This is a genomic window from Bradyrhizobium macuxiense, assembly GCF_007993935.1.
In the GTDB taxonomy this organism is placed as follows: domain Bacteria; phylum Pseudomonadota; class Alphaproteobacteria; order Rhizobiales; family Xanthobacteraceae; genus Bradyrhizobium; species Bradyrhizobium macuxiense_A.
The window spans coordinates 190,271-210,710 of the sequence record NZ_VITY01000015.1 but is presented as its reverse complement, the minus strand read 5'-3'; the positions used below and the strand labels follow the sequence as shown (position 1 = coordinate 210,710).

The 20,440-nt window shown below is 64.3% G+C and carries 30 protein-coding genes; 4 read left to right on the top strand and 26 right to left on the bottom strand.

Annotated features, from left to right (window positions below; translation table 11 throughout):
- Window positions 1–41: 41 nt before the first annotated feature.
- The gene (locus FBZ93_RS32870; RefSeq protein ID WP_021081638.1) at window positions 42–419 is read right to left on the bottom strand and encodes a winged helix-turn-helix transcriptional regulator; all 378 of its coding nucleotides are present in this window, start codon (window positions 417–419) and stop codon (window positions 42–44) included.
- A gap of 118 nt (window positions 420–537) precedes the next feature.
- Between FBZ93_RS32870 and FBZ93_RS32865 the strand changes: the two genes are divergently transcribed.
- From FBZ93_RS32865 to FBZ93_RS32855, 3 genes are all read left to right on the top strand, one after another.
- The gene (locus FBZ93_RS32865; RefSeq protein WP_146991531.1) at window positions 538–1,551 is read left to right on the top strand and encodes a zinc-binding alcohol dehydrogenase family protein; all 1,014 of its coding nucleotides are present in this window, start codon (window positions 538–540) and stop codon (window positions 1,549–1,551) included.
- Between the two features lie 372 nt (window positions 1,552–1,923).
- Window positions 1,924–3,003, top strand: a complete 1,080-nt coding sequence (locus FBZ93_RS32860; RefSeq protein WP_146991530.1) for a phosphotransferase — start codon at window positions 1,924–1,926, stop codon at window positions 3,001–3,003.
- A 35-nt stretch (window positions 3,004–3,038) separates the two neighbouring features.
- Complete coding sequence (locus tag FBZ93_RS32855) at window positions 3,039–4,166, top strand: hypothetical protein (protein WP_146991529.1); 1,128 nt, start codon at window positions 3,039–3,041, stop codon at window positions 4,164–4,166.
- A gap of 4 nt (window positions 4,167–4,170) precedes the next feature.
- Here the strand turns inward: FBZ93_RS32855 and FBZ93_RS32850 are convergent, their stop codons facing one another.
- Together FBZ93_RS32850 and FBZ93_RS32845 are read right to left on the bottom strand one after the other, a co-directional pair.
- Window positions 4,171–4,467 (bottom strand): DUF1330 domain-containing protein, encoded by a 297-nt coding sequence (locus tag FBZ93_RS32850; RefSeq protein WP_146991528.1) that lies wholly within the window; start codon window positions 4,465–4,467, stop codon window positions 4,171–4,173.
- 6 nt (window positions 4,468–4,473) lie between these two features.
- Window positions 4,474–5,268: an SDR family NAD(P)-dependent oxidoreductase gene (locus FBZ93_RS32845; RefSeq protein WP_146991527.1), complete on the bottom strand. Its 795-nt coding sequence runs from the start codon at window positions 5,266–5,268 to the stop codon at window positions 4,474–4,476.
- A gap of 397 nt (window positions 5,269–5,665) precedes the next feature.
- Between FBZ93_RS32845 and FBZ93_RS32840 the strand changes: the two genes are divergently transcribed.
- The gene (locus FBZ93_RS32840) at window positions 5,666–7,660 is read left to right on the top strand and encodes a methyl-accepting chemotaxis protein (protein ID WP_167529320.1); all 1,995 of its coding nucleotides are present in this window, start codon (window positions 5,666–5,668) and stop codon (window positions 7,658–7,660) included.
- Between the two features lie 60 nt (window positions 7,661–7,720).
- Here FBZ93_RS32840 and rplQ read toward each other — a convergent pair whose 3' ends face one another.
- The 23 genes from rplQ to rplB all read right to left on the bottom strand — a co-directional run bounded on the left by rplQ (window position 7,721) and on the right by rplB (window position 20,436).
- The gene (rplQ, locus tag FBZ93_RS32835; protein WP_050420405.1) at window positions 7,721–8,137 is read right to left on the bottom strand and encodes a 50S ribosomal protein L17; all 417 of its coding nucleotides are present in this window, start codon (window positions 8,135–8,137) and stop codon (window positions 7,721–7,723) included.
- Window positions 8,138–8,257: 120 nt separating this feature from the next.
- Window positions 8,258–9,277, bottom strand: a complete 1,020-nt coding sequence (locus tag FBZ93_RS32830) for a DNA-directed RNA polymerase subunit alpha (RefSeq protein ID WP_018272129.1) — start codon at window positions 9,275–9,277, stop codon at window positions 8,258–8,260.
- A 129-nt stretch (window positions 9,278–9,406) separates the two neighbouring features.
- Window positions 9,407–9,796: a 30S ribosomal protein S11 gene (rpsK, locus tag FBZ93_RS32825; protein WP_006021048.1), complete on the bottom strand. Its 390-nt coding sequence runs from the start codon at window positions 9,794–9,796 to the stop codon at window positions 9,407–9,409.
- 114 nt (window positions 9,797–9,910) lie between these two features.
- Complete coding sequence (gene rpsM, locus FBZ93_RS32820; RefSeq protein ID WP_057019544.1) at window positions 9,911–10,279, bottom strand: 30S ribosomal protein S13; 369 nt, start codon at window positions 10,277–10,279, stop codon at window positions 9,911–9,913.
- Window positions 10,280–10,469: 190 nt separating this feature from the next.
- On the bottom strand, window positions 10,470–11,348 hold the full coding sequence (locus tag FBZ93_RS32815) for an adenylate kinase (RefSeq protein WP_146991525.1): 879 nt from the start codon (window positions 11,346–11,348) through the stop codon (window positions 10,470–10,472).
- Between the two features lie 71 nt (window positions 11,349–11,419).
- Window positions 11,420–12,754 (bottom strand): preprotein translocase subunit SecY, encoded by a 1,335-nt coding sequence (gene secY / locus FBZ93_RS32810; RefSeq protein WP_024578584.1) that lies wholly within the window; start codon window positions 12,752–12,754, stop codon window positions 11,420–11,422.
- 157 nt (window positions 12,755–12,911) lie between these two features.
- Window positions 12,912–13,397, bottom strand: coding sequence for a 50S ribosomal protein L15 (rplO, locus tag FBZ93_RS32805; RefSeq protein ID WP_146991524.1), 486 nt, complete (start codon window positions 13,395–13,397; stop codon window positions 12,912–12,914).
- 21 nt (window positions 13,398–13,418) lie between these two features.
- On the bottom strand, window positions 13,419–13,610 hold the full coding sequence (gene rpmD / locus FBZ93_RS32800; protein WP_024578582.1) for a 50S ribosomal protein L30: 192 nt from the start codon (window positions 13,608–13,610) through the stop codon (window positions 13,419–13,421).
- Window positions 13,611–13,649: 39 nt separating this feature from the next.
- On the bottom strand, window positions 13,650–14,225 hold the full coding sequence (gene rpsE / locus FBZ93_RS32795; RefSeq protein WP_021081649.1) for a 30S ribosomal protein S5: 576 nt from the start codon (window positions 14,223–14,225) through the stop codon (window positions 13,650–13,652).
- Window positions 14,226–14,283: 58 nt separating this feature from the next.
- Window positions 14,284–14,643, bottom strand: coding sequence for a 50S ribosomal protein L18 (gene rplR, locus FBZ93_RS32790; protein WP_016843760.1), 360 nt, complete (start codon window positions 14,641–14,643; stop codon window positions 14,284–14,286).
- Window positions 14,644–14,654: 11 nt separating this feature from the next.
- Entirely contained in the window at window positions 14,655–15,188 is a 534-nt protein-coding gene (gene rplF, locus FBZ93_RS32785; protein WP_024578581.1) for a 50S ribosomal protein L6, read from the bottom strand.
- A 14-nt stretch (window positions 15,189–15,202) separates the two neighbouring features.
- Window positions 15,203–15,601, bottom strand: a complete 399-nt coding sequence (gene rpsH, locus FBZ93_RS32780) for a 30S ribosomal protein S8 (protein WP_021081651.1) — start codon at window positions 15,599–15,601, stop codon at window positions 15,203–15,205.
- 16 nt (window positions 15,602–15,617) lie between these two features.
- Window positions 15,618–15,923, bottom strand: a complete 306-nt coding sequence (gene rpsN, locus FBZ93_RS32775) for a 30S ribosomal protein S14 (RefSeq protein ID WP_016843757.1) — start codon at window positions 15,921–15,923, stop codon at window positions 15,618–15,620.
- 46 nt (window positions 15,924–15,969) lie between these two features.
- The gene (gene rplE / locus FBZ93_RS32770) at window positions 15,970–16,527 is read right to left on the bottom strand and encodes a 50S ribosomal protein L5 (protein ID WP_050420398.1); all 558 of its coding nucleotides are present in this window, start codon (window positions 16,525–16,527) and stop codon (window positions 15,970–15,972) included.
- On the bottom strand, window positions 16,520–16,834 hold the full coding sequence (rplX, locus tag FBZ93_RS32765; RefSeq protein WP_016843755.1) for a 50S ribosomal protein L24: 315 nt from the start codon (window positions 16,832–16,834) through the stop codon (window positions 16,520–16,522). The genes rplE and rplX overlap by 8 nt, the downstream gene beginning before the upstream one ends.
- On the bottom strand, window positions 16,834–17,202 hold the full coding sequence (gene rplN, locus FBZ93_RS32760; RefSeq protein ID WP_011473865.1) for a 50S ribosomal protein L14: 369 nt from the start codon (window positions 17,200–17,202) through the stop codon (window positions 16,834–16,836). The genes rplX and rplN overlap by 1 nt, the downstream gene beginning before the upstream one ends.
- 75 nt (window positions 17,203–17,277) lie before the next feature.
- Complete coding sequence (rpsQ, locus tag FBZ93_RS32755) at window positions 17,278–17,526, bottom strand: 30S ribosomal protein S17 (protein ID WP_016843754.1); 249 nt, start codon at window positions 17,524–17,526, stop codon at window positions 17,278–17,280.
- 10 nt (window positions 17,527–17,536) lie between these two features.
- Entirely contained in the window at window positions 17,537–17,743 is a 207-nt protein-coding gene (gene rpmC, locus FBZ93_RS32750; protein WP_021081654.1) for a 50S ribosomal protein L29, read from the bottom strand.
- A gap of 5 nt (window positions 17,744–17,748) precedes the next feature.
- A complete protein-coding gene (gene rplP, locus FBZ93_RS32745; protein ID WP_016843752.1) occupies window positions 17,749–18,162 on the bottom strand; it encodes a 50S ribosomal protein L16 in 414 nt (137 codons plus the stop codon).
- Between the two features lie 30 nt (window positions 18,163–18,192).
- A complete protein-coding gene (gene rpsC, locus FBZ93_RS32740; RefSeq protein WP_018272135.1) occupies window positions 18,193–18,894 on the bottom strand; it encodes a 30S ribosomal protein S3 in 702 nt (233 codons plus the stop codon).
- Window positions 18,895–18,914: 20 nt separating this feature from the next.
- Window positions 18,915–19,301 (bottom strand): 50S ribosomal protein L22, encoded by a 387-nt coding sequence (gene rplV / locus FBZ93_RS32735; RefSeq protein WP_050420397.1) that lies wholly within the window; start codon window positions 19,299–19,301, stop codon window positions 18,915–18,917.
- Between the two features lie 10 nt (window positions 19,302–19,311).
- Window positions 19,312–19,590 (bottom strand): 30S ribosomal protein S19, encoded by a 279-nt coding sequence (gene rpsS / locus FBZ93_RS32730; protein ID WP_018272137.1) that lies wholly within the window; start codon window positions 19,588–19,590, stop codon window positions 19,312–19,314.
- 12 nt (window positions 19,591–19,602) lie between these two features.
- Entirely contained in the window at window positions 19,603–20,436 is an 834-nt protein-coding gene (gene rplB / locus FBZ93_RS32725) for a 50S ribosomal protein L2 (protein WP_021081655.1), read from the bottom strand.
- Window positions 20,437–20,440: the final 4 nt, after the last annotated feature.

Sequence of the window (20,440 nt, the reverse complement as noted above, 5' to 3'; positions counted from 1 at the left end):
TCCGACCTCTCCCTCCGGGAGAGGTGAAGCGCGAACGCCCATCACGCCGCGCGCTTCTTCTTCACAACGACTTCCGGCGCCGGTGCGCAGGACAGCCGCTCCTGGTGGCCCTCGCCCCAGGCCTTCAGAATATCGATCACCGGACGCAGGCTCTCGCCGAGTTCGGACAGCGTGTATTCGACCCGCGGCGGCACTTCGGCATAGACCTTGCGGATCACGAGACCATCGTCCTCGAGCGCCCGCAGCTGCTTGGTCAGCATGCGCTGGGTGATGCCGGGCATCCGCCGCCGCAGCTCGCCGAAGCGCTGGGTGCCGGCCTGCAAATGATACAGGATCACGCCCTTCCATTTGCCGTCGATCAGGTCGAGCGCGGCCTCGACCGCGCAGCCCGGCCGGCGGGCGAAATTCTTCCGTTTCATCGGTAATTTCCCAATAGTATACAAACAGGGACTAGTTCCCTGTTTTTACAGTACTTGCCAAAAGGACGCCAGCGCGACAGGTAAGACGGCAGGCAATCGCCCACCAGGGAGACCAGGCATGAAGGCCGTCGGATACCAAAAGTCGCTGCCGATCGAGGCGGCGGATTCGCTCGTCGATTTCGAGATCGCCAAGCCCGAGCCGAAGGGACGCGACATCCGCGTCGCGGTGAAGGCCATCTCGGCCAACCCGGTCGACTACAAGGTGCGCAAGCGCGCGGCGCCGACCGATGGCGGCTACAAGATCCTCGGCTTCGATGCGGCCGGGGTGGTCGACGCGGTCGGGCCCGACGTGTCGCTGTTCAAGCCCGGCGACGAGGTGTTCTACGCGGGCTCGATCCTGCGCCAGGGTACCAACTCGGAATTTCATCTGGTCGACGAGCGCATCGTCGGCAACAAGCCGGCATCGCTGTCTTTCGCGCAGGCCGCCGCCCTGCCCCTGACCTCGATCACCGCATGGGAGCTGCTGTTCGACCGGCTCGGTGCGGTGCCGGGCAAGAGCCTCGATCCGCGCACGCTCTTGATCACCGGCGGCGCCGGCGGCGTCGGCTCGATCCTGATCCAGCTGGCGCGCCGCCTCACCGGGCTGACCGTGGTTGCGACCGCGACGCGGCCGGAGTCGGCGAAGTGGTGCCGCGATCTCGGCGCGCACGCCGTGATCGATCACTCGCAGCCGATGAAGGAGCAGATCGAGAAGTTGAAGCTGCCGCCGGTCGGCCTCGTCGCCAGCCTCACCTTCACCGACCAGCACTACAAGTCGATCGCCGACTTCATCGCACCGCAAGGCAAGTTCGGCCTGATCGACGATCCCGCCGAATTCAACGTTGCCGCCTTCAAGGGCAAAGCGGTGTCGATCCACTGGGAGTCGATGTTCACCCGCTCCTCGTTCCAGACGCCCGACATGATCGCGCAGCATCATCTGCTCAACGACGTCGCCGACCTGATCGACAAGGGTGTGCTGCGCACCACGCTCGACCAGACCTTCGGCACCATCAACGCCGCCAACCTCAAGCGCGCCCACGCCCTCCTCGAAAGCGGCAAGTCGCGCGGCAAGATCGTGCTGGAGGGCTGGTAGCCCTCCGATCCGTAGGTAGGTTGAGCTTACCGCGTCGCGGTTCTGCCCCCGCCGTCATTGCGAGCGAAGCGAAGCAATCCATCTGCCCGCAAACGCGGTTGGATGGATTGCTTCGTCGCTATCGCTCCTCGCAATGACGGTCGAACTCGCTCGCCGCAGGATCCGTGGCAAGCAGCTCCAAGGTAGTAAGAGCAGCTAACCCGCCCTACGCACCTCCCGAGATATCCCCACAGGCCGACGCGTGGCTTTTGCCAAAGCCACGATCGCCTGTATGATTTGCGCAACGATCACTCCGTCCTCAATCGGGCCGCGCATGACGCGGCCGAGCGGTGGTGACGCCCCAAGGGGATACAAGGGGATGGGAGGAAACCGATGAGTTTGCTCACGGCCGATCCGTCGCGGATCGATCCGGAGTGGATGACGCGGGCATTGCGCGAAGCCGGCGTGATCGACCAGATCAGGGTCATCGATCTCGCCTGCCAGCCGGTCGGCAACGGCCTCGTCGGCGACAGCTATCGGTTTCATCTGAGCTATGACGGCAACGAGCCGCGCGCGCCCGCGAGCGTCGTCGGCAAATTCCCGGCCGCAGATCCCGACAGCCGCCGCTCCGGTTCCGCGCATACGCTTTACGTCCGCGAGGTCGCATTCTATCGCGAGCTGGCGGCGACCGTCGCCATTCACACCCCGCGGCCGATCCTCGCCGAGATCGATCCGGCCACCGACGACTTCACGTTGATCCTGGAAGATCTGGCGCCCGCGCGACCGGGCGACCAGCTCGCCGGATGCGCGATCGCCGATTGCCTAACGGCGCTGACCGAGGCCGCCGCGCTGCATGCGCCGCGATGGAACGATCCGACGCTCGACACGGTGCAATGCTTCGTGGTTGCCGCCAGCCGGCGCAGAGACCTTCGCGCGCTGCTGCCCGCCATTATCGGTCAATACAAGGATCGCTATCGCGGCGTGATCGAGCCGGAATTCCTTGATCTGATCGACCGGCTTCCGGACGCGATCCCGCGCTACCAGTCCGATCGATCGACGCCGAGAACATTGCAGCATGCGGACTTCCGGCTCGACAACATGCTGTTCGAGGTCCGCGGCAACAGCCATCCGATGGCGACGCTGGACTGGCAGACGCTGACGGTGGGGCCAGGGATCGTCGACGTCGCCTATTTCCTGTCGGCCGGCATCGACCCGTCCGAGCGGCGATTACATGAAATTGATCTGGTGCGTTTCTATCATTCGGAGCTGATCCGCCGCGGCGTGCGGGACTATGGCTGGGATGATTGCTGGCGGGATTACCGCCGCTACACCCTGCATGGCATCATGATGGGCGTGGTCTCCGCGCTCAGCGTGCAGCGCTCCGAGCGCGGCGATGCGCTGTTCCTGAAAATGACCCGCGGCGCCTGCGCGCAAGCCCTGGATCACGACAGTTTTGCATACTGGCAGGACTGAGGCGTTTTCGAACGAAGTGATCGAAAGGGATCGGCGTGCTCAACAAACTTGACGACTTCCCCATCCACCAGACGCCCGAGCCGATCGCGGTTCCCTCAACCAGCGACCGCAATGTCTATGACCGCACCTGGTTCAACGGCTATACCGCCGACGGCGCGTATTATTTCGGCATCGGCATTGCGATCTACCCGCACCGCAAGATCCTCGACTGCGCCTTCAGCGTGGTGGAGCGCGGCGGACGGCAGCACTGCTTCTACGGGTCGCGGCGCGCGCCGCTCGAGCGCACCGAGATGCAGGTCGGCCCGTTCAGGCTCGAGGTCATCGAGCCGATGCTGCGGACCCGGGTGGTGCTCGACGACAATGCGACCGGCCTTTCCTGCGACCTGACCTTCTCGGCACGCACGGCCGCGATCCAGGAAGCGCGCCAGACGCTCTGGTCGGGCGACCGCCGCGCGATGGACGCGACCCGGTTCGACCAGTTCGGCCGCTGGAGCGGCGTCATCAGCCACCCCGACGGCGAGATCAAGGTCGACGATCGCACCTGCTACGGCACCAAGGATCGCTCCTGGGGCGTACGCAATGTCGGCGAGCGCGATGTCGGCGGCGCGCCGATGCCGCCGCCGAGCGTGTTTTTCCTATGGGCCCCGCTGGTCTGGGACGATCACATCTCGCACGCGATCTTCTTCGACGGGACGCAGGGCGAGGCGCTGGTCCGCGAGGGCATCACCGCGCCGCTGTACCGCAGCGAGGCCGATATCCCCGGCGTCGTCGACGGGCTGGACCGCCGCATGGCGACCGCGCGGCATCGCGTCAAATACGTGCCGAACACGCGGCTGGCGCAGTCGGCCGAGATCGACCTCGTCGACATCGACGGTCACACCACGACCATCGCGCTCGATCCGATCCTCAAATTCCAGATGAAGGGCCTCGGCTACGGTCATCCGCAATGGGGCCAGGGCATGTGGAAGGGCGAGCTCGAGATCGGCGGCGAGTCGTTCGATCCTGCGACGCTCGACCCGCTCGCCCGCGAGAACGTGCATGTGCAACAGGTGGTGCGCGCTCGCCAAAGCGACCGGACCGGAATTGGCGTGCTGGAGCAGATATGCTTCGGCCCCTACCGTCCCGCAGGGTTCAGCGAGTTTCTCGACGGGGCCAAAGGATAGCCTGCTAGATCGGCGGCACACCGTCGACGAACAGCAGCCGTCGTTCCAGCGCGGTTGCGCGATGCTTCAGCGCTTCGGCGTATTCCGGTGACGCGTACCATTCGCGCAAACGCGCCATGGTCGGAAATTCGACGATGACGATGGCGTTCGGCGCCGGACCACCCTCCACCACTTCGGCCGCGCCGCCGCGCACGATGTAGCGACCGCCATACTGTTCGATGGTTTTCGCCGCCAGCGCGCGATAGGCCTCGAATGCCGCAGCGTCCCGCATCTCGACCTCTGAAATCACATAGGCCGCCATGCACCCTCACGCGATGGTATTGACGATGCCGCCCTCGACGCGCAGCGCGGCGCCGTTGGTTGCTGAGGCCTGCTTCGAGCAGGCGTAGACCACAAGGTTGGCGATCTCCTCGGTGCTGGCAAACCGTTGCAGCAGCGAGGTCGGCCGGTGCTGCTTGACGAAGTTGGTGGCCGCCTCCTCGACCGACTGGCCGTTCTGCTTGGCGAGATCCTTGACGAAGGTCTCGACGCCTTCGGACATCGTCGGTCCGGGCAGCACGGAGTTGACGGTCACGGCGGTGCCCTTGGTCAGCTCCGCGAGCCCGCGCGCGACCGCAAGCTGCGCGGTCTTGGTCATGCCGTAATGGATCATTTCGGTCGGAATGTTGAGCCCCGACTCGGATGAGATGAAGACGATGCGGCCCCAGTTGCGCTTCAGCATGCCCTGCATGTAGCCGCGCGACAGCCGTACGCCCGACATCACGTTGACCTCGAAGAAGCGGCTCCAGTCCTCGTCCGGAATGTCGAAGAAGCCCTTCGGCTCGAAGATGCCGGCATTGTTGACGAGGATGTCGACCTCGGGCAGCGCCGCGAGCAGTGCCTTGCAGCCGGCCGCGGTCGAGACGTCGGCGGCTATGCCGCGCACCTTTGCGCCGGATACCGCCTGCGCGATCGCGACGACCGCTGCATCGACCTTGGCCTGGCTGCGGCCGTTGATGACGACATCGGCGCCGGTCCCGGCCAGGCCCTTGGCGATGGCGTTACCGATACCCGCGGTCGAGCCGGTCACCAGCGCGGTCTTTCCGGAAAGGTCGATCTTCATGAGAGGTCTCCTGTCTGCCTGTCAGGCATATTTGGATGCGCGCACACGGATGCAACCGGGGGTCAGGCAGGCATGCGCAAATTCGCGTAAATACGGAGCGGCATCTCAGCACCGCCGGCTGCCGACCGCAAGCAGGTCACGCGGATGACATGTGTGAGGCACGATGCACATTTTCGTCGCGAGTGACCACGCGCGATCTTGGTTGATGCATCGCTACTGCGACCTTCATCCAATCTTCATATGAAACATCGCGTGCGCGCTGAACGCTTTCACACATTGTCAATTCGCCGCCGCTAAGCGTCGCCGCAAACAGCGCGAGCTGTTGTGTTGGCAACCGGATGCGACCTTCGCTTCAACAACGACGTCCGGAGCTCCGCGACTGACAGGAATGCACCAGATGCTCGTTGTGTCCAGGATCAAGCCGTTCGCCGCTGATATCCTGAAGCGATTTCGCCCCAGCCTTAAAAGCCAGATCGCGATGCTCGGGATCGGCGGCGTCGCCATCGTCAGCGTCGCCTGCCTCGGCGGCCTCGACTACGCGGCCCGTGTTCAGCGCGGGTCGGACGACAGCATGCGCTTCAGGGCGCAGCTATCCGAGCTGTCGGACGGATTCCTGGAGACGCAGCAGATCGCGGCCCGCTTCCTGAAATCGCGCGATGAAGGGTTGGCGAAACAGCTCACTGGGCGCGTCGCCGACGAGCTGGCCCTGCTCGACAAGCTAGACGCTTTCGCTGCGACCGTGCCGGACGGCGATCCGATCCGGCAGGTTACGTCGCTACGCAGCGGCATCAATCTCTATGCGACACGCTTCCAGAATATCGTCGGCGCCCAGCGCATCCTCGGCTTGAACCCGAATGACGGCTTGCAGGGCAAGCTGCGCAGCGCGGTTCAGCAGTTCGAGACCAAAGTCGGACAGATCGATCAGCCGCGCCTGACCATCCTGCTGCTGACGATGCGCCGGCTCGAGAAGGATTTTGCGCTGAGCGGCGAAGAGCGGTTCGGCGACCAGCTCAACGAACGCGAGGACGAGTTCGAAACCGCGCTGGCGGCGTCCGCCCTCCCCACGGATGTGAAGACCGAACTGCTCGGCCTTGCCCGCGCCTACAAGCTTGCCTTCGCCGGCTTCCTGGTCTCGCGCCAGACGCTCGACGACCAGCTCGACGACCTCTCGCAGATCTTCGATCGCACCCGGCCGGCGCTGGTCAAGGTCGCGGACGCCGCCAACGCGCGCGCCGAGCTCGCCCAGCGCAAGGCGGACGCGTTCCGGCAGACATTCAGCTGGCTGATCGGGATTGTTGCCTTCGTCCTGACGCTGTTTGCGATCCTGTTCGGCCGGCGGGTCGCGGGCCTGATCAGCCGGATGAGCGCGGCGATGCGGCAACTCGCCGACGGACAGTTCGACGTCGTGCTGCCCGGCCTCGAGCGCAGCGACGAGATCGGCGGCATGGCGCGGGCGGTCGAAAGCTTCAAGACGAAGGCGCAGGACAAGGCACGCGCCGAGCTCGACGCCCGGCGCGAGGAAGACCGCCGCGCGGCTGACCGGCACAAGGCCGAACTGGCGCGGCTCGCGGCGGCGTTCGAGGCGAGCGCCGGCGACGTCATCGCGACGGTCTCGGCGGCCTCCGAGGAGCTTGCGGCGTCGGCCCGCGATCTGAGCGACACCGCCCATCACACCCAGGACCTGTCCGCCAATGTCGCAGCCGCCTCCGAGGAGGCCTCCAGCAATGTCAGGCTGGTTGCGGCAGCCACCGAACAGATGATCGCCTCGGCTGCCGCGATCGGACGCCAGGTCGGCGAATCCGCCAGCTTCGCCAGCGACGCCGTCGCGCAGGCGCAGCAGACCGACGCGCGGATGGCGCAGCTTGCGTCCGCTGCCGACCGCATCGGCAACGTGGTGCAGCTGATCGCCGCGATCGCGCGGCAGACCAATTTGCTCGCGCTCAACGCGACCATCGAGGCCGCGCGCGCCGGCGCGGCAGGCTCGGGCTTCGCCGTGGTCGCGCAGGAGGTCAAGACGCTCGCCAGGCAGACCGCCGAAGCCACCGAGGACATCCGCACCCAGATCGCGGACATCCAGGCCGCAACGCGGGAGTCCGCCGGCGCGATCAGCGGTATCACCGGCATCGTCCAGCGAATATCACAGATCGCTTCCGACGTGGCCGATGCCATCGAGGAGCAAGCGAGCGCGACGCGAAGCATCGCGGACAACGTTCAGATCGCCTCGGAGCGAACCGCGCAGGTCGCCGTCAGCATCGGACAGGTGGCCAGCGGTGCCTCTCGCACCGGCAGCGCCTCGTCGCAGGTGCTGAGCTCGTCGCGGCTGCTGTCGGACGGCAACGTCCGCCTGAGGCAGGAGCTCGACAATTTTATCGCGACGATACGCGCAGGCTAGCCACAAAACAAAAACGGCGCCCGAAGGCGCCGTTTTCAAAACCTTGGGCTCGAAGCCGGCTTACGCCGCCTCGGCTTCGTTGCCCTGGGCGGGACCGGAGTCCTGGCCCTTGGCGTCGACGTCGCGGTCGACGAATTCGATCACGGCCATCGCCGCGTTGTCGCCGTAGCGGAAGCCGGCCTTGATGATGCGGGTGTAGCCGCCCTGGCGGTCCTTGTAGCGGGTCGCCAGCGTGTCGAACAGCTTCTTGACCTGATCCTGGTCGCGCAGCTCCGAGATCGCCTGGCGGCGCAGCGCGAGGCCGCCCTTCTTGCCGAGGGTGACGAGCTTCTCGACGATCGGCCGCAGCTCCTTGGCCTTCGGCAACGTGGTGACGATCTGCTCGTGCTTGATCAGCGCGGCCGCCATGTTGGCGAACATCGCACGCCGGTGCTCGGCGGTGCGGTTGAGCTTCCGATGAACCTTGCCGTGACGCATTGACTTATTCCTTCTTCAATTCTGTCGCGGTGGTTCAGCGACAAGTGCAGGTGGGCATCCTGCGTTCGCCCATTAAAAAATCGTGGCCGGAGGTTCTCCGGCCACGACGGTGAAAATGGATCAGTAGTGATCCTCGAAGCGCTTGGCGAGCTCGTCGATGTTCTCCGGCGGCCAGCCCGGCACTTCCATGCCGAGGTGCAGACCCATCTGGGCCAGCACTTCCTTGATCTCGTTCAGCGACTTGCGGCCGAAGTTCGGGGTGCGGAGCATTTCCGCTTCCGACTTCTGCACGAGGTCGCCGATGTAGACGATGTTGTCGTTCTTCAGGCAGTTTGCCGAACGCACCGACAGCTCGAGCTCGTCGACCTTCTTGAGGAACGCCGGGTTGAACGCGAGATCGGGGATGATCTCCTGCGTGACTTCCTTGCGCGGCTCTTCGAAGTTGACGAACACGTTGAGCTGATCCTGCAGGATGCGCGCGGCGTAGGCCACCGCGTCCTCCGGCGTGATCGCGCCGTTGGTCTCGATCGTCATGGTCAGCTTGTCGTAGTCGAGGATCTGGCCCTCACGGGTGTTCTCGACCTTGTAGGAGACCTTGCGGACCGGCGAGAACAGGCTGTCGACCGGGATCAGGCCGATCGGCGCGTCCTCGGGACGGTTGCGCTCGGCGGCGACATAGCCCTTGCCGGTGGTGACCGTGAACTCCATGCGGATCTCGGCGCCGTCGTCCAGCGTGCAGAGCTGCAAATCAGGGTTGAGCACGGTGACGTCGCCGACGGTCTGGATGTCGCCGGCGGTGACGGCGCCCGGGCCCTGCTTCTTCACGACCATGCGCTTCGGGCCTTCGCCCTGCATCTTGATCGAGATGTCCTTGATGTTGAGCACGATGTCGGTGACGTCTTCACGGACACCGGCGATCGAGGAGAACTCGTGCAGCACGCCGTCGATGTGCACCGACTGCACCGCCGCGCCCTGCAGCGAGGACAACAGGATGCGACGCAGCGCGTTGCCGAGCGTCTGGCCGAAACCGCGCTCAAGCGGCTCGGCGACGACGGTGGCGAACCGGCTCGCGTCCGAGCCCGGCGTCACCTGCAGCTTGTTCGGTCGAATGAGTTCTTGCCAATTTTTCTGGATCGTCACTGTTTCACCCTTTGCCGGTCATCGGGCCAATCGATCGGCCAAACCTGGCGTTGGAGATCGCGGATCAGTCCGCGCGGTCAATTCCAAAAACCATCGCAGGGCGGCGAGATGCCGCCCGCGACTTACAGATCAAACGCGCCGACGCTTGCGCGGACGGCAGCCATTGTGCGGGATCGTGGTCACGTCGCGGATCGAGGTGACGGTGAAGCCCGCAGCCTGCAGCGCACGGAGCGCCGACTCACGGCCCGAACCCGGGCCGGCCACTTCAACCTCCAGCGTGCGCATGCCGTGTTCCTGCGCCTTCTTGGAGACGTCTTCCGCCGCGACCTGCGCGGCATAGGGGGTCGACTTGCGCGAGCCCTTGAAGCCCATCGTGCCGGCCGACGACCAGGCGATGGTGTTGCCCTGCGCGTCGGTGATGGTGATGGTCGTGTTGTTGAACGACGAATTCACGTGCGCGATGCCGGAGGCGATGTTCTTGCGTTCGCGGCGGCGTACGCGGGTTGCTTCCTTGCCCATTTCAAACCTTTCCTGTGATCTCAACGCCGCCGTAGTGCCAGCGGCTACACCTCAAAACGCAAATGGCGAGTAGCGAATTTCGATTCGCTACTCCCCACCTGCAATTCGCAAAACTTACTTCTTCTTGCCGGCGATCGCCTTGGCCGGCCCCTTGCGCGTACGCGCATTGGTGTGGGTGCGCTGGCCGCGCACCGGCAGACCGCGGCGATGACGCAGGCCGCGATAGCAGCCGAGGTCCATCAGCCGCTTGATGTTGATGCCGACCTCGCGCCGGAGGTCGCCCTCGACCAGATAGTCGCGGTCGATGACTTCGCGGATCTGGAGGACCTCCTGGTCGGTCAACTGGTTGACGCGACGATCCAGGGGGATCTTCACCTTCTCGATGATGTCGGCAGCGTTCTTCTGGCCGATACCATGGATGTACTGAAGCGCGATCAGGACGCGCTTGTTGGTCGGAATGTTGACGCCGGCAATACGGGCCACGGACTTCTCTCCTGTCGCCGCTCCATCACGGATACGGGCTTCTCAAGTTCTTGCTACTCGCGGGCTTGTGTCCACAAACGCGAACACGACGCCCACCCCTCGTGTCCTTTGGGGCCCGGCATCGTCATAAAACTATCCAACTTGGATGCGGGGCTTATTAAAGGATTCATGTCGGTTTCGTCAACCGCTCCTAGCGTTTAGCTCGCTTTTTCGTGAGCTTTTTTGCTGCCTTTTTGAGCGCTTTTACCCCCTTCCGGGCATTCGCAGCGCTGGCGGCCTTCTTTCCAGCCTTCTTGGCGGCTTTCTTCGTTCCCCTGGCGTTAGAGACCGCCTTGGTGGCCTTCCGGGCCGGTTTGGTGGACTTCTTAGCCGATTTAGCAGCCTTCGTGGTCGCCTTCTTCGCGGTCTTCCTGGCCGTCTTGGAGGCCTTCGACGCACTCTTGGCAGCCCGCTTGGGCTCCTCGTGCTCCTTCGGTTCCAGCGCGCCGAGCGCGGTCAGGATCCGGTTGATCTCGCGAGTGACGTGCTCGATGGTCATCATGCCATCGACCGTCAGAAGCTTCCGCCGCTCCGAATAATAGTGAATCAGCGGTTCCGTCAGCGAACGGTACTGCGCCAGGCGCTTGGTCAGCACTTCCGGCGTGTCGTCGAGGCGGACTTCCTCGCCGCGCGCACGGGTTTCCTCGGCACGTTTCTCGACGCGGGCGAGCAGCGCGCTCTCGTTGACGCGGAGCTCGACGACGGCGTCGAGCTTGAGATGCTTCTTCCGGAGCAGGTCGTCGAGCGCCTCGGCCTGCGGCACGGTGCGCGGGAAGCCATCGAGAATGAAGCCCTTCTTGGCATCGGGCTCCTCGATTCGGTCGGCGATGATTCCTACCACGACCTCGTCGGGAACCAGGCCGCCATTGGCCATGATCTCCTTGGCTTGCAATCCGACCGGGGTGCCCGCGGCAACCGCTGCGCGCAGCATCTCGCCGGTCGAGAGCTGGACGATGCCATGCCGGTGCACCAGCCGCTGCGCCTGGGTTCCCTTGCCCGAGCCCGGCGGTCCCAAAAGGATCAATCTCATATCTGTTTCGCCCCCCGGCTAGGTGGGCGACGTCCGCACACCTGTGTTTTGAGTTTGGCGCCGCGCCGCGATCAGCGGCGGCGGCCTCCCCTGAGCTTCGACTTCCTGATCAGCCCTTCATACTGATGGGCGAGCAGATAGCCCTGCACCTGCGACACCGTATCCATCGTTACGCTGACGACGATCAGGAGCGAAGTGCCACCAAAGTAGAACGGGACCGAGGCATAGGAAATCAGAATTTCCGGGATCAGGCAGACGATCGCGAGATAGATCGCGCCGAGCACCGTGATGCGCGAAAGCACGTAGTCGATATATTCCGCCGTGCGCTCACCGGGCCGGATGCCCGGGATGAACCCGCCATGCTTCTTCAGATTGTCCGCGGTCTCGGTCGGGTTGAACACGATCGCGGTGTAGAAGAAGGCGAAGAACACGATTAGCGCCAGATAGAGCAGCAGGAACAGCGGACGGCCGTGGCTGAGCTGGGTGGTGAGCCACTGGAACCACTCCGGCCCCTTGCCGGCGTTGAAGTTCGCAACCGTGGTCGGCAGCAGCAGCAGCGACGAGGCGAAGATCGGCGGAATCACGCCCGAGGTGTTGAGCTTGAGCGGCAGATGCGAGGACTGGCCCTCGAACATCTTGTTGCCGACCTGGCGCTTCGGATACTGGATCAGCAGCCGGCGCTGGGCGCGCTCCATGAACACGATGAAGGCGATCACGGCGACCGCCATCACGATGACGATCAGGATCAGGCCGGTCGACATCGCGCCCTGGCGGCCGAGTTCCAGCATGTTGGCGAGCGCCGACGGCAGCTCGGCGACGATGCCGGACAGGATGATCAGCGAAATACCGTTGCCGATGCCGCGCGAGGTAATCTGCTCGCCGAGCCACATCAGGAACATGGTGCCGCCGGTCAGCGTGATCGCGGTCGAGATCCGGAAGAACATGCCGGGGTCGCTGACGACATTGCCGGCGCCTTCGAGGCCGATCGCGATGCCGTAGGACTGGAACAGCGCCAGGATCACCGTCAGATAGCGGGTGTACTGGTTCAGCGTCTTGCGGCCCGCCTCGCCTTCCTTCTTGAGCGCCTCGAGCTGCGGCGACACGGTGGTCAGCAGCTGCACGATGATCGACGCCGAGATGTACGGCATGATGTTCAGCGCGAAGATCGCCATGCGGTGGATGCCGCCGCCGGCGAACATGTTGAACATGCCGAGGATGCCGCCGGACTGGCTGCGGAACACCTGCTCCCAGATGTTGGGATCGATGCCGGGCAGCGGGATGTAGGTGCCCAGCCGATAAACAAGCAGCGCACCCAGGGTGAACCAGATGCGCTTCTTCAGCTCGTCGGCTTTCGCCAGCTGTCCGAAATTGAGGTTGGCGGCAAGTTGTTCGGCTGCTGAGACCATGTTCGGCTTTCTCCCGGAGCCCGCTTCGCCGACGCCCCAAGAACTCGTTCTATCGGGGCAATCGGCAGACACCGGACATTATCTGGTGCTCGGCCTCGATAAGTCCATCATTCGATCTGCGGATTGCCCGCGCCGCGCGCGGGCAATGACGCAGATGTTACGCCGCCTCGCCTTCTTCCTTGGCGGGGGCCAGGATCTTGACCGAGCCGCCGGCCTTTTCGACCGCGGCAATGGCCGACTTGGAAGCGCCGTGCGCTTCGATGGTCAGCTTGGTCTTGATCTCGCCGCGGCCGAGCAGCCGCAGGCCGTCCTTGGCGCGGCGCAGCACGCCGGCCTTGACCAGCGTCTCGACGGTCACGGTCTCGCCGGCGTCGACCAGCTTGTTGTCGATCGCTTCCTGCAGACGGTCGAGATTGATCTCGGCGAAGTCGAGCCGGAAGATGTTGTTGAAGCCGCGCTTCGGCAGACGGCGATGCATCGGCATCTGGCCGCCTTCGAAACCCTTGATGCGGACGCCCGAACGCGCGGTCTGGCCCTTGCCGCCGCGGCCCGAGGTCTTGCCCTTGCCGGAACCGATGCCACGGCCGACACGCATGCGCTTCTTGCGCGAGCCGGCGTTGTCGGCGATATCGCTGAGCTTCATCGCCCTTCTCCTTATCTCTGCTTACTCGCCGACGACGCGGACGAGATGCTGAACCTTGCTGATCATGCCGCGAACTTCAGGAGTGTCCTGCAGCTCGGCAACCCGGCCGATCTTGTTGAGCTTGAGGCCGATCAGCGTCGAACGCTGCGAGTGATGGCGGCGGATCGCGCTGCCGGTCTGCTCGACCTTGATCGTCTTGCTGGCCTTGGCCATGACAGTAACTCCGAATAGCGCTTCGAGAAGCGCGCGTTGTTATTCCGCCACCACTTCGGCGTCGCCGCCGACGCGGCGCGACTGCAGGGTGGAGACCTTGATGTTGCGGCGCGCAGCCACCGAACGCGGCGAATCCTGATGCTTCAGCGCGTCGAAGGTCGCGCGAACCATGTTGTAGGGATTCGACGAGCCGATCGACTTCGCCACCACGTCCTGGATGCCGAGCGTCTCGAACACCGCGCGCATCGGGCCGCCGGCGATGATGCCGGTACCCGCCGGAGCGGTGCGCAGATAGACGCGGCCGGCGCCGTGACGGCCGGCGACGTCGTGATGCAGCGTGCGGCCTTCGCGCAGCGCGACGCGCGTCAGGTTGCGCTTCGCCGACTCGGTCGCCTTGCGGATCGCTTCCGGAACTTCGCGCGCCTTGCCGTGGCCGAAACCGACCCGGCCCTTCTGGTCGCCGATCACGACCAGCGCCGCAAAGCCGAAGCGCTTGCCGCCCTTGACGACCTTCGCCACGCGATTGATGTGGACGAGCTTGTCGACGAACTCGCTGTCGCGCTCCTCGCGCTCCCTGCTCCGTTCGCGTCCGCCGCGTTCGCGTTCACCTGCCATGGTGTTTTCCAATCTCTAGGAGGCTTGCGCCTCTTTCCTCGTAATCGTTCAAATTCGGTTAGAAGCTGAGCCCGCCTTCGCGCGCCGCATCCGCGAGCGCCTTGACGCGCCCGTGATAGATGTAGGCGCCGCGATCGAACACGACTTCCTTGACACCCTTCTGCGCCGCGCGTTCCGCCAGCAGCTTGCCGACGGCCTTCGCAGCATCGATGTCGGCGCCGGTCTTGCCGGCGTCGCGCATGGTCTTCTCCAGCGACGAAGCGGAGGCGAGCGTCTCGCCCTTCTGGTCGTCGATGACCTGAGCGTAGATGTGCTTGGACGAGCGGAACACCGACAGCCGCGGACGGCCGCCTGCCGAGCGGCGAAGCGCAAGGCGCACGCGCTGCTTGCGCCGGGCATTCGTAACCTTGAGTGACATGACCGGCTCCGTTACTTCTTCTTGCCTTCCTTGCGGAAGATGAATTCGTTGGCGTATTTCACGCCCTTGCCCTTGTAGGGCTCCGGCGGACGGTAGGCGCGGATCTCCGCGGCGACCTGGCCGACGCGCTGCGGATCGTTGCCGGTGATCGTGATCTCGGTCGGCTTCGGCACCGCGATGGTGATGCCTTCCGGGATCGCGTAGACCACGTCGTGGCTGTAGCCGAGCGCGAGCTGCAGGTTCTTGCCCTGCATCGCGGCGCGGTAGCCGACGCCAGTGATCTCGAGCTTCTTCTCGAAGCCCTTGGTGACGCCCTCGACGAGGTTGGCGACCTGCGCGCGCGCGGTGCCGTACATCGCCTGCGCGCGGTTGGTCTTGACGCGCGGAGCGACCTTGACCTGGCCGTTCTCGAACTTCACCTCGACGTCGTCATGCACGACGAACTGAAGCTGGCCCTTCGGCCCCTTCACCTTCACCGTCTGGCCCTCGACGGTCGCCGTCACACCCGACGGGATCGCCACCGGCCGCTTGCCGATACGTGACATCGTAAAATCCTTCCTCAGAACACCGTGAAGAGAACTTCGCCGCCCACGTTGGCGTCGCGCGCCTCGTGGTCAGCCATGATTCCCTTCGGCGTCGACAACACGGAAATGCCGAGACCGTTGTTCACGCGCGGCAGGTTCTTCACCGAGGCGTAAACGCGGCGGCCCGGCTTCGACACCCGCTCGATCTCGCGGATGACGGGCTCGCCGTCGAAATACTTCAGCTCGATCTCGAGCTCGCTGCGGCCCGAGGCATGCTCGACACTGGCGTAGCCGCGGATGTAACCCTCGGACTTCAGCACTTCGAGCACGTTGGCGCGCATCTTCGAGCCGGGGCTCGAGACCTTGGACTTCGAACGCATCTGCGCGTTGCGGATGCGGGTGATGAGATCGCTGATCGGATCGTGCGTAGACATTGTTCCGACCCTCCCCTTACCAGCTCGACTTCACGAGGCCGGGAACCAGGCCCTTGGAGCCGAGTTCACGCAGCGCGATGCGCGAGAGCTTGTTCTTGCGATAGTTCGAGCGCGGACGCCCGGTCAGCTCGCAACGGTTGCGGATGCGCGTCGGCGACGAGTTGCGCGGCATCTCGGCGAGCTTCAGCGTCGCCGCGAAGCGCTCTTCCATCGGCTTGGTCTTGTCGGCGATGATCGCCTTCAGCTTCTCGCGGCGCGGGCCGGCGTTCTTCGCCATCCGCTTGCGCCGGTTGTTCTTCTCGACTGAACTCTTCTTTGCCATGCTTGGCTCCTGGGTATCCGCGTTTGAGTGGCTTTGGCTCAGCTACTCACTGCCGGAACGGGAAATTGAAAGCGGTCAACAAGGCACGCGCCTCGTCGTCGGTCTTGGCGGTGGTGCAGACCGTGATGTCCATGCCACGCGCTTCCGAGACCTTGTCGAAGTCGATCTCGGGGAAAATGATGTGCTCCTTGATGCCGAGCGAATAGTTGCCGCGGCCGTCAAAGCTCTTCGGGTTCAGGCCGCGGAAGTCGCGGACGCGGGGCAGCGCCACGTTCACCAGGCGGTCGATGAACTCGTACATATGGGCCTTGCGCAGCGTGACCTTGCAGCCGATCGGCTGGTTCTCACGCAGCTTGAAGGTCGCGATCGCGATCCGCGAATAGGTCACGATCGCCTTCTGGCCGGCGATCTGGGTCAGCTCGGCGGCGGCGGTCTCGGCCTTCTTGCGGTCGTTGACGGAATCGCCCACGCCCATGTTGAGCACGACCTTGTCGAGGCGCGGCACCTGCATCACGTTGGCATAACCGAACTTCTCGGTCATCATGCCGCGGATCTTCTTGTCGTACTCCGCGCGCAGACGCGGCGTGTAAGCTGTATCAGCCATCGATCTCTGCTCCCGAGCTCTTGGCAACACGAACCTTCTTGCCATCGGCCTGAATCTTGAACCCGATGCGGGTCGGCTTTCCGTCCTTGCCGACATACGCAATGTTGGAAAGGTCGATCGGCATCTCCTTGGAGATGATGCCGCCTTCCTGGGTCTGGGTCTGCTTCTGGTGACGCTTCACCATGTTGATGCCGCGAACGAGAGCCTTGTTCTCGTCCGGACGCACCTCGAACACCTCGCCGGTGCGACCCTTGTCGCGGCCGGTGAGCACCATCACCTTGTCGCCCTTGCGGATCTTGGCAGCCATCACAGCACCTCCGGCGCGAGCGAAATGATCTTCATGTGGTTCTTGGCGCGCAGCTCGCGCGGCACCGGCCCGAAGATACGGGTGCCGACCGGCTCGGACTGATTGTTGATCAGCACGGCGGCGTTGCGGTCGAAACGGATGACCGAACCGTCGGCGCGGCGGATGTCCTTGCGGACCCGGACCACGACGGCCTTCATCACGTCGCCCTTCTTCACCTTGCCACGCGGAATGGCTTCCTTGATCGACACAACGATAACGTCGCCCACGGTGGCATAGCGGCGCTTGGAACCTCCAAGAACCTTGATGCACATGACACGGCGTGCGCCAGAATTATCGGCCACGTCGAGGTTGGTCTGCATCTGAATCATTGATGCACCTCGTCCTCTTTCTGCGCTTTAGCGCGCTCAAAATTTCCCTGAATGACTTCGGCCAGGCCGAGGTAATCAGGCCGTTTTCTTGTGTTCGCCCCGGACCACGGTCCAGCGCTTCAGCTTCGAGATCGGCTTCGATTCCTCGATCCAGACCATGTCGCCCGGCTTGAACTGGTTGTTCTCGTCGTGCGCGTGGTAGTTCTTGGAACGGCGGATCGTCTTCTTGTAGATCGGGTGGGTGAAGCGGCGATCGACGCGCACCACGATGGTCTTGGCTTGCTTGTCGCTGACGACCACGCCCTGCAGAGTACGTTTCGGCATAGCAGGCCCCTTACTTCTTCTTCGCGCGCAGCTGCGCGGCGATGGTCTTGATACGAGCGATATCGCGGCGTGCTTCCCGCATCCGCGAGGTGTTCTCCAGCTGCCCGGTGGCGCGCTGGAAACGCAGGTTGAAGCGTTCCTTCTTCAGGTTCAGGACCGCATCTTCCCGCTGGTCGTCGCTCATCGCGCGAATGTCTTCAACTTTCATCTCGGCCATGGCGATTACTCCGCAATGCGCGCAACGAAGCGCGTCTTGATCGGCAGCTTGGCGGCGGCGAGCGACAGCGCTTCCTTCGCGGTCTGCACCGGCACGCCGTCGATCTCGAACATCACGCGGCCCGGCTTGATCCGGACCACCCACAATTCCGGGGCACCCTTGCCGGAGCCCATGCGGACTTCGGCGGGCTTCTTCGACACCGGCACGTCCGGGAACACGCGGATCCAGACGCGGCCGGCGCGCTTCATGTGACGGGTCAGCGCGCGGCGGGCGGCTTCGATCTGGCGGGCGGTGACGCGCTCAGGCTCCATCGCCTTCAGGCCGAACTGGCCGAACGCCAACGTCGCGCCAGAGGTCGCAACGCCGTGGATACGGCCCTTATGCGCCTTCCGGAACTTCGTTTTCTTAGGTTGCATCATGGCTTTAAGCCCTCAAATTCCTGCTTTGCCTCAAGCGGCGTCGCGGCGCGAACGCGGCGTGTTGTCGCCCTCGGCCATCTTCTTGTCCTGGGCCATCGGGTCGTGCTCGAGGATCTCGCCCTTGAAGATCCAGACCTTGACGCCGCAGGTGCCAAAGGTCGTGAACGCGGTGGCGACGCCGTAGTCGACGTCGGCGCGCAGCGTGTGCAGCGGCACGCGACCTTCGCGGTACCACTCCATGCGCGCGATTTCGGCGCCGCCGAGACGGCCCGAGCAATTGATGCGGATGCCCTCGGCGCCGAGACGCATCGCCGACTGAACGGCGCGCTTCATGGCGCGGCGGAACGCGACGCGGCGCTCGAGCTGCTGGGCGATCGATTCAGCGACCAGGGTCGCGTCGAGCTCCGGCTTGCGGATTTCGACGATGTTGATCACGACGTCCGACGAGGTGATGTCGGCGACCTTCTTGCGCAGCTTGTCGATGTCGGCGCCCTTCTTGCCGATCACGACGCCCGGACGGGCCGAGTGGATCGTCACGCGGCACTTCTTGTGCGGACGCTCGATCACGATGCGGGCGACGGCCGCCTGCTTGAGCTCCTTGTGCAGGATCTCGCGGATCTTGACGTCTTCGTGCAGGAGCTTGCCGTATTCCTGCTTGCCGGCGAACCAACGGGAGTCCCAGGTCCGGTTGATGCCGAGACGCAGCCCGATTGGATTGATCTTTTGACCCATCGTCTTCTCCTGCGCCCTTCTTAAGCGCTTGCCTCGGCCTCGACCTGACGAACCACGATGGTCAGGTGCGAGAACGGTTTGAACACACGGCCCGAACGGCCACGGCCGCGCGGAGCAAAACGCTTCATCACGATGCCATTGCCGACATGCGCCTCGGCGACGATCAGATCGTCGACCTCGAGGTCATGATTGTTCTCGGCGTTGGCGATCGCCGATTCCAGGCACTTCTTGACGTCGACCGCGATCCGCTTGCGCGAGAACTGCAGGTCGGCGAGCGCAGCGGACGCCTTGCGGCCGCGGATCAGCTGCGCCACCAGGTTCAGCTTCTGCGGGCTGACGCGCAGCATGCGGGCGACGGCCTTGGCCTCATTGTCCGCGAGGCTACGTTCGCGCTTTGGTTTGCTCATCGTCTATTCCTCAAGCCTTCTTGGCTTTCTTGTCGCCCGAGTGGCCGTGGAAGGTCCGGGTCGGCGAGAACTCGCCGAACTTGTGACCCACCATTTCCTCGTTGATCGCCACCGGCACATGCTTCTGGCCGTTGTAGACACCGAAGGTCAGGCCGACGAACTGCGGCAGGATGGTGGAGCGGCGGCTCCAGATCTTGATGACGTCGTGACGGCCGGACGCGCGGGCGGCATCTGCCTTCTTGAGCAGAGAACCCTCGACGAACGGGCCTTTCCAGACTGAACGAACCATGTCCGGCGTTCCTTACTTCTTCCGCTTGTGGCGGCTGAGGAGAATGAATTTGTTGGTCGACTTGTTGGTGCGGGTCTTCTTGCCCTTGGTCGGCTTGCCCCACGGAGTGACCGGGTGACGACCGCCCGAGGTACGACCTTCACCACCGCCGTGCGGGTGATCGATCGGGTTCATGACGACGCCGCGGTTGTGCGGACGCCAGCCGAGCCAGCGGGTACGACCGGCCTTGCCGATCGAGATGTTCATGTGATCCGGGTTGGAGACCGCGCCGATCGTGCCGCGGCAACGGCCGTGCACGAGACGCTGTTCGCCCGAATTCAGGCGGACGATCACGTAGTCCTGGTCGCGGCCGACGATCTGGGCGTAGGTGCCGGCGGAGCGCGCCAGCTGGCCGCCCTTGCCGATCTTCAGCTCGATGTTGTGCACGATCGTGCCGACCGGCATGTTGCCGAGCGGCATGACGTTGCCCGGCTTCACGTCGACGTAGTTGCCGGCGACGACGGTGTCGCCCGCCGCCAGACGCTGCGGCGCCAGGATGTAGGCGAGCTCGCCGTCCTGGTACTTGATCAGCGCGATGAACGCGGTGCGGTTCGGATCATACTCCAGCCGTTCCACGACCGCCGGCATGTCCACCTTGTCGCGGCGGAAGTCGACGGTGCGGTAGGCCTTCTTGTGGCCGCCGCCGCGGAAACGCACGGTGATGCGGCCGGTGTTGTTGCGACCGCCATTGCCGAGCTTGCCCTCGGTCAGGGTCTTCACCGGCTTGCCCTTGTAGAGCGCCGAACGATCGACCATGACCAGCTGGCGCTGGCCCGGCGTCGTGGGATTGTAGGTTTTCAATGCCATCGTC